6 protein-coding genes and 1 pseudogene are annotated in these 13,774 nt (G+C 72.9%); 1 reads left to right on the forward strand and 6 read right to left on the reverse strand.

All coding sequences use genetic code 11. The features are described from left to right. Positions 1-73 precede the first annotated feature (73 nt). The 5 genes from N8I84_RS07615 to N8I84_RS07635 all read right to left on the reverse strand — a co-directional run bounded on the left by N8I84_RS07615 (position 74) and on the right by N8I84_RS07635 (position 8,101). A complete protein-coding gene (locus N8I84_RS07615; RefSeq protein ID WP_263228840.1) occupies positions 74-679 on the reverse strand; it encodes a GTP-binding protein in 606 nt (201 codons plus the stop codon). Then, on the reverse strand, positions 660-4,277 hold the full coding sequence (locus tag N8I84_RS07620) for a hydantoinase B/oxoprolinase family protein (protein ID WP_263228841.1): 3,618 nt from the start codon (positions 4,275-4,277) through the stop codon (positions 660-662). The genes N8I84_RS07615 and N8I84_RS07620 overlap by 20 nt, the downstream gene beginning before the upstream one ends. A gap of 192 nt (positions 4,278-4,469) precedes the next feature. Further along, a complete protein-coding gene (locus N8I84_RS07625) occupies positions 4,470-4,865 on the reverse strand; it encodes a DUF742 domain-containing protein (protein ID WP_263228842.1) in 396 nt (131 codons plus the stop codon). Between the two features lie 9 nt (positions 4,866-4,874). Beyond that, entirely contained in the window at positions 4,875-5,315 is a 441-nt protein-coding gene (locus tag N8I84_RS07630; protein WP_263228843.1) for a roadblock/LC7 domain-containing protein, read from the reverse strand. Continuing rightward, positions 5,312-8,101 (reverse strand): sensor histidine kinase, encoded by a 2,790-nt coding sequence (locus N8I84_RS07635; RefSeq protein ID WP_263228844.1) that lies wholly within the window; start codon positions 8,099-8,101, stop codon positions 5,312-5,314. The genes N8I84_RS07630 and N8I84_RS07635 overlap by 4 nt, the downstream gene beginning before the upstream one ends. Before the next feature lie 424 nt (positions 8,102-8,525). On the opposite strand from N8I84_RS07635, the gene N8I84_RS07640 reads away from it, so the two are divergent. Further along, positions 8,526-9,041, forward strand: coding sequence for a hypothetical protein (locus N8I84_RS07640; protein ID WP_263228845.1), 516 nt, complete (start codon positions 8,526-8,528; stop codon positions 9,039-9,041). Between the two features lie 97 nt (positions 9,042-9,138). On the opposite strand, the pseudogene N8I84_RS07645 reads toward N8I84_RS07640, so the two are convergent. After that, positions 9,139-13,772, reverse strand: a pseudogene (locus N8I84_RS07645) (hypothetical protein). Between the last annotated feature and the right edge of the window lie 2 nt (positions 13,773-13,774).

A 13,774-nucleotide genomic window follows, 5' to 3' on the forward strand; every position in this document is an offset into this window, starting at 1 on the left:
GAGCCACGCGTGCGCTACGGCGGCTCGTACCCCGGTCGGCGGGGGTACGGGCCGCCCCTGCGTGTCCGCGGAATCAGGTGGCAACGCTCGCGCGGCCGTCGGCCGTGTGTGTCCCGGCGTGCCGGACGACCTCGATCAGCACCTCCTTGACGGACTCCCGCTCGCGGGCGTCACAGAGGACGACCGGTACGTCGTCGTCCAGGTCGAGGGCCTGCCGTATGTCCTCGGCCCGGTGGCGGGTCGCGCCGTCGAAGCAGTTGACGGCGACGGCGAATGGGATGGAGCGGCGCTCGAAGTAGTCGACCGCGGCGAAGCAGTCCTCCAGGCGGCGGGTGTCGACGAGGACGACGGCGCCCAGTGCACCGGTGGCCAGTTCGTCCCACAGGAACCAGAAGCGGTCCTGGCCGGGCGTCCCGAACAGGTAGAGGACCAGGTCCTCGCGGAGGGTGATGCGGCCGAAGTCCATGGCGACGGTGGTGGTGTGCTTGCCCTCCACACCACGGGTGTCGTCCACCGGGCGGCCCGCCTCCGTGAGCACCTCCTCGGTGCGCAGCGGCCTGATCTCGCTTACCGCGCCGACGAGGGTCGTCTTGCCCACGCCGAAACCGCCGGCCACGAGGATCTTGAGCGTGACGGGCTCGACGGAAGGCTTGCCGCGCTCACTGCGCCCGAAGATCATCGTTCTCTTCTCCTGCTCGACGGGGATCGGACGGCGGCGGTCCGTAACCTCCGCCGCCGGGGGTTTCGATGACGAGTACGTCGCCCGGGCCGACGTCTGCCGCATCACTGCCGGCGAGGCGCACCACGGTCCCGTCCGCGCGCTCCACCCGGTTGGCGCCGAGGGTTCCGGGCCGGCCACCGGCCATGCCATAGGGCGGGATCCTGCGGTGCTGGGAGAGCATGGAGACGGTCATGGACTCCCGGAAGCGGATGCGGCGCACCGCACCGTCCCCGCCGCGCCACCGTCCGGCGCCGCCGCTGCCGCGGCGCACCGCGAACTCCTCGAGCAGGACCGGCAGTCGCCACTCCAGGACCTCCGGGTCCGTCAGGCGCGAGTTGGTCATGTGGGTCTGCACCACGGGCGCGCCCGGGAAGCCGTCACCGGCGCCGGATCCGGAGGCCACCGTCTCGTAGTACTGGTACCGGTCGTTGCCGAAGGAGACGTTGTTCATGGTGCCGGAGCCCTCGGCCTGCACCCCGAGCGCGGCGTACAGGGCCCCGGTGATGGCCTGGGAGGTCTCGACGTTCCCGGCGACGACGGCGGCCGGGTACTCGGGGGCCAGCAGGCAGCCGGGCGGGACGATGATGTCGAGGGGCCGCAGACAGCCGTCGTTGAGGGGGATGTCGTCGGCGATCAGAGTCCGGAAGACGTACAGGACGGCGGCATTCACCACCGACAACGGCGCATTGAAGTTGGTCGGGAGCTGCGCGGACGTGCCGGTGAAGTCGATGGCCGCGCAGCGGTTCTCGCGGTCCACGCGGACCCGGACGCGGATGACGGCTCCTGAGTCGGTTTCGTAGGCGTACTCGCCGTCGTCCAGGGCGTCGATGACGCGGCGCACGGCCTCCTCCGCATTGTCCTGGACGTGCTTCATGTACGCCTGCACCACGTCGAGCCCGAAGTCCTCGATCATGCGGCCGACTTCGTCGACGCCTTTGCGGTTGGCGGCGATCTGGGCGCGCAGGTCGGCGAGGTTGGTCTTCGGGTTGCGTGACGGGTGGCGCGCCTCGGTCAGCAGACGGAGCGTCTCCTCTTCGCGGAAGCGGCCGCCCTCGGCGAGCAGCCAGTTGTCGAAGAGGACGCCTTCCTCCTCGATGGTGCGGCTGCGCGCGGGCATGGAGCCGGGCGCGATGCCGCCGATCTCCGCATGGTGACCTCGGGAGGCGACGTGGAAGAGGATCCGGTCACCGTCCGTGTCGAAGACGGGCGTGATGACGGTGATGTCGGGCAGGTGGGTGCCGCCGTGGTAGGGGTCGTTGACGGCGTAGGTGTCGCCGGGGCGCATGCTTTTGCCGCGTCGGCGGACGACCTCCTTGACGCTGGTCCCCATCGAGCCCAAATGCACGGGGATGTGCGGCGCGTTGGCGACCAGGTTGCCCTCGGGGTCGAAGAGGGCGCAGGAGAAGTCCAGGCGTTCCTTGATGTTGACGGACTGGGCGGTGGACTCGAGGCGGGCGCCCATCTGTTCGGCGATCGACATGAACAGGTTGTTGAAGACCTCGAGCAGGACCGGATCGACTTCTGTGTCCGGGCGGGAACTCTCCGTAATCGCCACGCGTTCCATGACCAGATGCCCGTCGTCTCGGGCCACGGCACGCCAGCCGTCGTCGACGACGGTCGTCGCGCCGGCCTCGGTGATGATCGCCGGGCCGGTGACGGCTTCGCCGGGAGGCAGATGCTCCCGGCGGTGGAGAGGTGCGTCGCGCCAGGCGCCGCCCGTGTGGAGGCGGACGGTCTCGGGCGCGGCGCAGTGGCCTTCGTATGGGGCGAGGGCGGAGAGATCGGGGGGTTCGGTGACGCCGGTGGCTTCCACGGAGAGGGCTTCGACGACGATCGGGCGGTCGAGCGTGAAGGAGTACGTGGCGCGATGACGTTCTTCGAAGGCGTGCCGCATCGTGCCGGGTTCGGTCAGCTCGACGGTGAGCGCGGTGTCGGTGCCGTCGTAGCGCACCTGGGCGCGGCGGGTGACCCGGATGCGGTCCTCGGGCACGTCCTCGGCGAGGAGTTCGGCGCGGGCGGCGCTCTCGAGGTCGTCGGCGGTCTTCAGGACGCCGGGCATCGAGGCGGGCTCCAGGGGTGCCTCGACGGACTGTTCGCGCATGGCGGTGGTGTCGGCGAGCCCGATGCCGAGCGCGGAGAGCACTCCCGCCATGGGCGGTACGAGGACGGTGCGGATGCCCAGGGAGTCGGCGACCAGGCACGCGTGCTGGCCGCCTGCTCCGCCGAAGGTGGTGAGCGCGTAGCGGGTGACGTCGTGGCCCTTCTGCACCGAGATCCGCTTGACGGCGCCCGCGACGTCGGCGACGGCGATCTGCAGGTAGCCCTCGGCGACCTGCTCGGGAGTGCGCTCGTCCCCGGTCCGCTCGCGGATGTCGCGGGCGAGGGCTGCAAAGCACTCGCGGACGAGCGCGTCGTCCAGGGGCTGGTCTCCGTCGGGGCCGAACACGCGCGGGAAGTGATCGGGCTGGATGCGCCCCAGCATCACGTTGGCGTCGGTGACGGTCAGCGGGCCGCCGCCGCGGTAGCAGACGGGTCCTGGGTCCGCGCCCGCCGAGTCCGGCCCTACGCGGTAGCGGGAGCCGTCGAAGTGGAGGATGGAGCCGCCGCCCGCCGCGACCGTGTGGATGTCGAGCATGGGGGCCCGCAGCCGCACTCCGGCGATCCGCGTGGTGAAGACGCGTTCGTACTCGCCGGCGAAGTGCGAGACGTCCGTGGAGGTGCCGCCCATGTCGAAGCCGATGACACGGTCGTGACCGGCGAGCTGCGACATCCGGGCCATGCCGACGATGCCGCCCGCGGGCCCGGACAGGATGGCGTCCTTGCCGCGGAACTGCCCGGCTTCCGCCAGTCCGCCGTTGGACTGCATGAACATCAGCCGCACGCCCCGCAGTTCGTCGGCGACGTGCTGGACGTAGCGGCGCAGGACGGGCGAGAGGTAGGCGTCGACGACGGTCGTGTCGCCGCGCGGCACCAGTTTCATCAGGGGGCTGACCTCGCTGGACAGCGAGATCTGCGGGAAGCCGATGCGGGCGGCGAGCTCGCCGATGGCCCGCTCGTGGGCGGGGTGCAGATGGCTGTGCATGCAGACCACGGCGATCGCGCGGATCCCGTCGCCGTACGCCTCCCGCAGCGGTCCGGTGAGGGCGTCCAGGTCGGGGGCGCGCAGGACGGTGCCGTCGGCGGTGATGCGTTCGTCGACCTCGACGGCCCGCTCGTACAGCAGCTCGGGCAACTCGATCGCGCGGGCGAAGATGTGCGGGCGGTTCTGGTACGCGATGCGCAGGGCGTCGCGGAAGCCGCGGGTGATGACGAGGAGGGTGCGTTCGCCCTTGCGTTCCAGCAGGGCGTTGGTGGCGACGGTGGTGCCCATGCGGACGGCGTCGACGGGGCCGCTGTCCTCGAGGAGTGCGCGTACACCCGCGACGGCGGCGTCCGCGTACCGGTGGGGGTTGTCCGACAGCAGCTTGTGGGTGAGCAGCCGGCCGTCCGGACGGCGCGCGACGACGTCGGTGAAGGTGCCGCCGCGGTCGACCCAGAACTGCCAGCCCTTGGTCACGTCCGTCTCTCCGATCGCGCTGCTCGGATCCCTGCCCGCAGGTCGGTGATCGGCACGCTGCGGTGGGTGGCCGACGATCACTTGGATCATATCGGGGCGGGGGTTACGGCGCCGGTCCGCGCGCGGAAGGGCACGTCGACGCCGCCCGCTGGGGTGCCCGCGCACTCGGCCGGAGCGCGCGGCACCACCGGATCACAAGGCTCGCAGGCCGTTGATCACATCGCGCAGGACGCTCTCGTCCACCAGCTCGGCGGGCGGTACGGGACGGGAGACGTGGACCAGTTCCTCATCCACCAGGTCGCCGACGAGGACCCGCACCACGCCGACGGGCAGATCGAGCTCGGCGGCGAGCTCGGCGACCGACTGGGGGGTGTCACGGCACCGTTCCACGATGTCCACGTGCTCCGGGGACAGCGACGGGTCCCTCTCGGGATCGTTCACGTGCGGCTCGGTGACGACCACCGCGATCAGGTCGAGGCGGTGCTGCACCTCGTGGCTGGTGCGGCCGCGCGTCATGGCGTACGGACGAACCACCGGTCCGGCCTCGTCGTCGAACCAGTGGCTGCTTCCCTGACCGTCTGGGCTCATACCGTCCCACTACCCGCCCGAGGGCAGATCGGTGCGCGGAGCGGACCCCAGATGCGTACCGACCCGTTTGACGAGAAGGGTCATCTCGTAGGCCACCTGCCCGACGTCGGAGTCGGCGTCCGACAGGACGGCGAGGCAACTGCCGTCGCCGGCGGCGGTGACGAACAGGAACGCCTCGTCGAGTTCGACGATGGTCTGGCGGACCCCGCCGGCGTCGAAGTGGCGGCCGACGCCCTTGGCGAGGCTGTGGAATCCGGAGGCGACCGCGGCCAGGTGTTCGCTGTCCTCCCGGCTCAGCTCCTTGGAGACCCCTGTGGGCAGACCGTCGCTGGAGAGCACGAGCGCCTTGCGGATGCTGGCGACGCGCTCCACCAGGTCGTCGAGGAGCCAGTTCAGCTCCCCCGACACCTTGTTGGTCGCGATGGGCCCTGCGGCCTTCGGTGCGGTCATCGACCGTCCCCCTCTGTCGTTCCTCGTGCTGAGCCGTCCTGGGCCTCGTCGCCCGCGGCGTTCTCCTCGCGGCCGCGCTGCCAGCCCCGCTGGAGCGAGGCGAAACGGCTGCGAACCTCGTCGGCGTCGCGCTCGGCGCGCCCCGCCCGCTCGGCGGTGCCCGACTGCCCGCGTTCGGCGCGGCGGCCGGGCCCGTCCTTCAACTGCGGGGCGAGGCTGGCCTGCCGTACCCGGCGGGGCAGCGGGCCCGCGCCCGCGTCCGCCCCTCCGGCCGCCGCCTCCCGGTTGGCCGTGGTCCCGTCCGGGCCGGACGGGGGCCGGGTACGGCGCCGCTGGGGCAGGGCAGACACCTCGGTGCGATCATCGTACGAACGTACGGCACCGGCCTTGGGTTCCCCGGAGTGGCCGGACAGCCGACGGTCATCCTGGAGCTCCGTCCCACCGCGGTCGAGCGGGTTCTGCTCCTCGTCGGCCGCGGACGGCCGCGGTCCCTGCCCGGTCACCGGGCGGCCGTGGGAGCTGACCAGCTTGGGGGCGCGGCGGCGCGGCAGCGGTACCGGGGCACCCGGGTTGTCGGTGTCGCCGGGGCGGGCGGCCTCGCGCCGTGTGTCGCGTGCCTGCTGGTGTTGCTCGCGCGGGAAGTCCGCGAGGGACCGGCGGGGCCGGAAGACGCCAGGTTCGTCGTCCTGGTCGTCGAGGGCGCCCGTGAAGTCGTCGACCGCGTCCAAGTCGATGGGGGCTTCGAGCTCGACGGGGCCGTCCAGGATCGACGCGGGGACACCCGGGAGTCTCACGGGGGCGTGGGGCAGTGCCGAGGCGCGGTCCTTGTGGGTGCCGGACGCCGTGTCGGGCAGAGCGCGGTCGAGACGGAAGCCGATGCCGTTGGTGTCCGGGACGTCGTCGGTGAGGAGTGTGTCGGGAATGAGGACGACGGCCGTGGTGCCGCCGTACGGGGACGGCTGGAGGGAGACGCGGACGCCCTGCCGCCGGGCCAGCCGGCTGACCACGAAGAGGCCGAGCCGGTCGGTGTCGGAGAGCTCGAATTCCGGCGTTTCGGCCAGCCGCAGGTTGGCGTCCATGAGCGCCTCGGCGGTCATGCCGAGACCGCGGTCGTGGATCTCCAGGGTGAAGCCGTTGGCGACGCGCTCGCCGACGACCTGCACGGCGGTGTGCGGCGGCGAGAACACCGTGGCGTTCTCCAGAAGCTCGGCCACCAGGTGGGTGAGGTCGGCGACGGCGGGCCCGGTGACGGCGACGCGGGGCAGCCGGCGCACCTCGATGCGTTCGTAGTCCTCGACCTCGGCGACGGCGGCGCGGACCACGTCCATCAGCTGGATGGGCCTGCGCCACTGCCGGGAGGGGGCGGCGCCGGAGAGGATGACGAGACCCTCGGCGTGGCGGCGCATGCGCGTGGTGAGGTGGTCGAGGCGGAACAGGTCGGCGAGCTCTTCGGTGTCGTCCGTCCTGCGCTCCATGGCGTCGAGCAGGGTGAGCTGCTTGTGCAGCAGGACCTGGCTGCGGCGGGCGAGGTTGACGAAGACCTCGGAGACACCGGCGCGCAGCTCGGCCTGCTTGACGGCGGCCTCGACGGCGGCGCGCTGCAGGGTGTTCAGGGCCTGGCCGACCTCGCCGATCTCGTTCTTGTCGTACTCCAGTCGGGGCACCTCGGTCTCGACGTCGACCTGTTCGCCCGCCGAGAGGCGGCGCATGACGCTGGGCAGCCGCACCCCGGACGCCTCGTGGGCCTCGAGGCGCAGGCGGCGCAGGTCGCGGATGAGGGCGCGACCGATCCGGACGGACATGACCAGGGAGACCAGCAGGGCGATGAGGCCCAGGACGCCGGGGATGGCCGCTTTGATGACGACGTTGACGGCGAGGGGGCGGACGCGGTCCTGGTAGCGGTCGTCGGCCTGCGTGCTCATCCGGTCCAGCCGGTCCAGGACTTGGCCGGCGGCTTCGTCCCAGCTCTTGGCGGTGACTCCGTGCGGGATGCCGGGAGCGGCGTCGCCGACGGCCTGTTCGGCCACTCGCAGCGGCGCGGTGTCGGCGTTCTTCCAGTAGCGCTGGAAGCGTTGGCTCTCCGAGGCCGGCAGCAGCGGCAGGCTGACGTCGTACATCAGGGAGCGCTGGGTGACGAGGACGGAGACGTCGTGGATGTCGTGGCGGGTGAGCCGGCCGGCGACGAGTGCGGAACCGAGGAGGGCGTCCTCGCGGGAGAGCAGTTCGCGGGCGCGGAAGACGTTGACCAGAGCGCGGCCCTGTTTGTCCATCTCCACGTTGTCCAGGAGGTGGAGATTGGCCAGCAGCGTGAAGCAGGGGTCGACGAGACGGTTGTAGAGGTCGAGGGCCTGGGAGCGGTTGACGGTGCCGTCCTCGACGCTGCGGCGCAGCGACGTCATGCCGTCCAGGGCGTCCAGGATGGAGGTGAGGCGCTCGGCGGTGCCCTCCCCCATGTCCTCCTGCAGGTCCTCGTCCTTGCTGTTGCGACGGAGTTTGGCCACCATCTCGTCGGTGGCGGCGCGGCTGCGGCGCAGCGCGGCGAGGGAGTCGGAGGCGCGCGGGTCGGCGAGATACACGAGGGTCTGGCGGCGCTCCTGCTGCAGGACGCGGACGGTGTCCTCGGTGGGGTAGCCGACCTCTTCGACGATGTGGGACACGTTGAACAACGATTGTGCCTCGCGGCCGGTGAGGACCGTCGCGAAGGCCCAGATGGCGGTCAGGGACAGCAGCGGCACGAGAAGCAGCGCCACGATCTTCCGGCGGATGGACTTCCCGCGAAAGCGCATGGCCTCCCCCAGCTCGGACCCCCTCCGTCCCGGGGGTACACATGTGCGTCAACAAACGGCGTGAGCCTACTACCGACCCACGGGTATCTCGAAGGAGCGAGCGGGCGCGCCGCCCGCGGAAGGCCGGCAGCAGGTGGGCAGTTGTCCTGCCATTACGGCACATCGCCTCCCCGCAACCGGCACGCGGTGCGGCGGGCCATCCGGCCGGGAATTGGGGGCTCCTTGGCCGGAATTTTTCGTTCGCCGGGAATCTTCGGGGAACGACGATCGTCTTCCTGTATGGGAATTGGGGGCGGAATCGGCCACAGGCGCCGCATGCCGCACTCGGGCGGCGTAAAACAGCGCAAGCCGGGCAGCCACTGGGGAGTCGGTGTCGGGTGACACCGGGACGAGTGGTCTGCGGGCGGTGGGGAGTGACGGGTTGATGGACACGGCGGAGCGGCGCGGGGCACCCGGGACGGGCGCCGCGGAGCCCACAGCAGCGCGACGGGGCCCCCAGGCACCGGATCGCGACACCACGGCGGGCGTGGAGCAGCGGGACGCGACGTCCTACCGGCCGTTGTGGGTGGAGGAGCCCGCGCGTCGGCGGCGGCTGCCGGATCCCGTGCGGACGGCGGCGGTTCGGGCGGTCCTCATCATCGCGGTGACGCTGATCCAGGCGGTGATCGCGGTGCTGTGCACGTTTGCCGACTCCTGGCTGGCGTTCCCCATGGTGCTCAGCAGTGTGGCGAGCACGGTGGTGGCGACGTGGGGCGCGCTGGACGTCTGGGTGACGCGTCAGATGTGGAACCAGCGCTACGGGGTGGTGTCCGCCCCGAGCAGCACGGCCCGCTCCCTGCGCCGTGAACGCCGCGCGGCCCGTCGCCGGGCACGGGTGGCGGAGCGGGCTCAGGCCCGCATACGCCGGCGGGGCGGGGCCGGGCAGTTGTCGCATCCGTGACGGAATGAGGGCACCTCGCGCCCGGGACGGCACGCGACAGCAGGGGGCGCGGTGGGGCGGCCCGCAAGTGGGCCCGCCCCATCGGTCACGCGGGCGGTCACGCAGGCCGCTTGAACATCCGGGTCGCCGTGATCTCGCTGCGCACCGCCTCTCCGGCCTGGGGCTGCTGCGGCAGTCCCGGCCTCAGGTGTTCCTCCACCCGGATGTACTTCAGGCCCGCCCGCAGGTCGGCGTCGTTGCGCAGCCGGATGACCAGCGGGAACTCGGCGAGCGCCGTGGTGTCGAACAGGCCGGTGGTGTAGAGGAGTTGCACCCCGAGCGCGTCCGAGACGGCCCTCTGGAGTTCCAGTAGGTACGTCGCGTTGGCGCGTCCGATGGGGTTGTCCAGGAACAGCGTGCCCGCGTGGCGGTGCTTGTCGCGGCCCCGGTCGTTCGAGCGCAGGGCGGCCATCGTGCAGTACAGCGCGATGGCGGCGGTGAGCAGCTGGCCGCCCGAGAAGACATCTCCCATCTGCCCGACCGGCACCCGCTCGGCGCGCAGCACGGCGTCCGGCTTGAGGATCTCCACGGCCACGCCCTTGGGCTGGAGCGCCGCGCTGACGCCGCGCAGGAGAAGGGACATGCCGTCGCGGCGCAGGTCGGAGTTCTTCTTGACGGCCGCGCGGGTCGCTTCGTCGATGACCTCGCCCAGCCGTTCGATGAGCGTGGCCTGGTCGGGCTCCTCGAAGCGGATCCGCAGGAACTCCTGCCCCGACCACTCGCCGAGTCCCTCGGGCAGCCGGGACAGGCGTTGGGCAGAGCGCAGGGTCGCCAGCGCGGACTCCACGAGGCCGCGCAGCCGGTCGACGATGGAGTCCCGGTTGCGTTCCAGTTGCGCCAACTCGTCCGTCAGAACCCGCAGTCGGGGCGCGAAGGCCTCCGCCCAGCGCTGCGCGTGCTCCGGCAACGCGGACGCGGGCAGTTCGCGGATCTGCTGGCGGGCGGGTGTGCGGACCTGCTCGTACCGTGTGGAGTTGGCGTGCCGTACAAGTACGTCGCTCGCCTCGCGCACGGCGGCCTCGGCGGCGGACAGGTCGGCGGCGCAGCCACGCAGGGAGCGGCGGGCCTCGGCGGCGGCCTTCCGGGCCTCCTCCAGGGTGCCCGGGTAGGGCTCCGGCTCCTCGTGCTCCTCCTCCGAGGCGTGTTCGCGCAGGAGGTCCCGGAGCATCGCGGCGATCTCGTCGAAGCCGCTCGCCGCGTCCTCCGCGGCCCGGTGTGCCTGAAGGAGTTCGGCATGGGCGTCGCGGGCCTGGGTCAGGGCCTCGGTGCGGGAGGCGAGTTCGGCCGTCGCGGTGCGCAGCAGGGTCTGGGCGTGCTCGATGTCGCGCGGCACCAGCTCTTCGGGGAGTTCGGTGTGGGCTTCGCCGTCCTCGGGTGCGTGCCGCTCCGCCTCCCCGCGCAGCCGCCCGAGTTGCTCGCTGGCGGAGGACATCCGGGTCTCCAGGAGCTGCACCAGCTCCTCGGCGCGGGCGGCGGCGGCCTGCCGGGACGGCCCGTCGGAGCCGTCCGGGGAGGTGAGGAGCTGTTCGGCGCGGGTGCGCACCTTGTTGCTGAGCCGGTCCAGTTCGGCGCGTGCGGCGGACTCGTCGCTCTCGGCCCGTGCCTGCTCGGCGCGCAGGTCGGCACCGACACCGACCTTCTCGTAGACCTGGGAGGCGGCCCGGTACGCCTCGCGGAGGGCGGGGAGGGACGCCTTCGGCGCGTCCGTGTCGTCCTCCGGTACGTCGTCGGGGGCTCCCGCGATCTCGGAGCGCTCGGCGCGCAGCGCACGCGCCGTACGGCGGGCGTCGTCGGCGGCGCGCTGGGCGGCGCGCCGGTCCTCGTCGGCGGCGCGGGCCCGCTCCAGGCAGGCCTGGGCGCGGGCCTCGGCCTCGACCGCCTCGTCGGCGAGTTCGCGCAGCTTGACCTGCCAGCCGGCGCGTTCGCGCAGCCGGAAGGCGAGTCCGGCGAGGGCGTCGGCGGCGCGGCGGGCCTTCTGCGCCGCCTCCTGGCGCTCGTCGCGCACCTGGGCGGCCTCGGCAGCCGTCTCTTCGGCCTCGGCCCGGGCGGTGCGTGCCTCGGCCAGTTCGGCCTCGGTCTCCTCGGCGAACGCGCGGGCGTCCCGGGCGGCCTGCGCCAGCTCGGTGAGCCGGCCCGCCGGGCATCCCGTGCGCCAGGAGGCGAGCCGGGCCGCGAGCTCGCGGTCCATGCCGAGTCGGGCCGCGAGCGTCCGGATCTCCTCGTCCCGTTCGGTGGCGCGGGCGCGCAGCGCCCGCCGCTCCTCGTCGGCGGCGTGCTCGTCGTGCATGGCCGGGTTCGGCGGGACGAGGAACACATCGCCGCTGTTGTCGCGTTCGTCGACGGGCGGGGTCGGAGCGAGCAGCGCGGCAGCGGTGCCGACGGCGACGGCCGAGCGGGGCAGCAGCGCGGCCTCGCTCAGCGTCCGACGGGCCCGGGCGTGCGAGTCGGGGTCGGTGATGATCACGCCGTCGACCAGCTCCGGGCGGGCTGCCAGCACGCGCGCGTGGTCGGCCGGGTCGACGGCCTGGGCGAGGTAGCGCCAGCCGGGCAGCGCGGGAATGCCGTGCTCGCCGAGGTACTCGACGGTCGCGAGCACGTCCGGGCCGGGAGGCAGCAGCCCGCCGTCACCGAGTGCGCCGAGGATGCGGGCGTCGTCGGCCGCCGCGGTCCGCAGTTCGAAGAGCTGCCGCTCGGCGGAGGAGACGGAGTCGTCGAGCAGTTGGCGCAGTTCGTCGGCGAAGCGGTCCAGTTCCTCGGCGGTGAGCGCGCCGTCCGATGCCGTCGCGGCGTCGGCCTCGCCGGTGTCCTCGTCGCGCCGGGGCCCGGGGACCCGGGGGCGTGCGCCGGTGCCGGACAGGCCGAGCAGTTCCGCCAGACGCTCCTCGGCCGCCAGCGCCTCGGCGGTGCGCCGCTCGGCTTCGTACGCCCGCTCGGCGGCCGTGGCCGCGTCCGCGGCGCGGGCCGCCGTCAGCTCCGCCCGGGACTCGGCGGTGGCCGCTTCGCGCGCGTGCTCGGAGGCTCGGCGGGAGGCCTCGCGTGCGATGTCCCAGGCGGCGACGGCGGTCTTCTCGGCGTCGCTCGCGGCGAGCGCCGCCCGCGCCGGGTCGGCGTCGGGTGCGCTGTCGTCCAGCCAGCCCGCGCGCACGGCCTCGGCGGTCTCCTGCTCCACCTCGGTGAGCCGCTGGCGCAGATGCCCGGCCTCGCTGCGGGCGCGCTGCGCCTCGGTGGCCGCGGAGGTCGAGTCCCGGTAGGCGGACTCGCTCACCTCCTGCAGGGCGGCGGACCGCTCCTCCTCCTCGTTGGCGAGGGACTCGGCGCTCTCGGCGGCCGCGTGCAGCGCCCGTACGAGATCGACGGCGGCCTTGGCGCGGGCGGCGAGCGCCGGCGCGGCGTCCCGTTCGGCCTCCTGAATGGCGGCCGACACCCGCGCCGCCCGGTCGGCGGCGGCACGGTGCCGCAGCACGGCCTCGGCGGCCTGCCACGCGGAGTAGAGCTGGCGGGCGTCGGCCAGTTCGCGCTTCTGCGCGGCGGCGGCCTTCTCGGCACCGGCGAGCGCCAAGGAGGCGTGCCGATAGGCGAGTTCGGCCGCGATGAGCGCGCTGCGCTCGCGGGCGGTCTCGGCCTGGGTGACGGCGTGCGCGGCCGCGGTGACCTGCTCGGCGAGGTCGGCGGCGCGCATCCGCTCCTGCACCCCCGCGCGGACAGGCGCCGCGCCAGCGTGCGCGTCCGCCGCTCGGCGCCCGCGTGGACGTCTCGCGCCCGCGAGCGGGCCTCGGCGGCGTCGACGATACGCCCGAGCAGGTCCACGGACCCGGCGGTGAAGTCCCGTTCGGCGATCAGCTCGGCTCGTCGGCCCAGCTTGTTGCCGAACCCGCTGACCAGGTCGGCGAGTCCGTCGGTGTCCCGGGTGTCGGTGACGGCGCGCAGCAGCAGGTCCGTGAAGTCGGAGTCCTTCTTGACCGCGAAGAGACCGGCGGCCTCACCCTCGTCCGCGTTCATCTCCCGCTGGTAGCGGAACAGTTCGGGGTCCAGGCCGAGGTCCGTCAGGTGCTCGTTCCAGCGGTCGTGGATCTCCTCCCAGTGCACCTCCAGGTGCGGGTACGCCTTGCCCGCCTCCATGAGGGCGTCCCGGAAGCCCTTCATCGTGCGGCGCCGCCCCTGCGCCCCGGAGGTGCCCTCGACGGGCGGCCGTACGGCGGTGGACTCGGCGACGGGCAGGTTGTCCAGGGTGAGTCCGGGGCCCGGGCGGAAGGAGTACCAGGCCTCGGCGAACTTGCGCGGGTCGTTGGAGACCTGGCGCCCGCGCCACTCGCTGACCTTGCCGACGACGACGCACTCGCCGGTCTGCACGTGTTGCCACTCCAGGGCCACGTGCCCGCAGTCGTCGGCGAGCAGGAACTTGCGCAGCACACCGGAACTGGCGCCACCGAGCGTGTTGCGGTGACCCGGGAGCATCACGGAGAAGATCAGCTTGAGCAGGACGGACTTGCCGCCGCCGTTCTCCAGGAAGAGCACGCCCGCAGGGGCGGGCCTGCGCGGCGGCCCGACGGGCTCCTCCTCGAAGAACTCCGCCTGGGTGGGCGCGGGTTCAGGCACCGGATCACCCACGCCCCGCAGGTCCAGCACGGTGTCGGCGTAGCGCGCACCGGCCGGGCCGATGGAGTAGAGGCGGACCCGGGACAACTCGTACATGG

Source organism: Streptomyces cynarae (assembly GCF_025642135.1).
Taxonomy (GTDB): domain Bacteria; phylum Actinomycetota; class Actinomycetes; order Streptomycetales; family Streptomycetaceae; genus Streptomyces; species Streptomyces cynarae.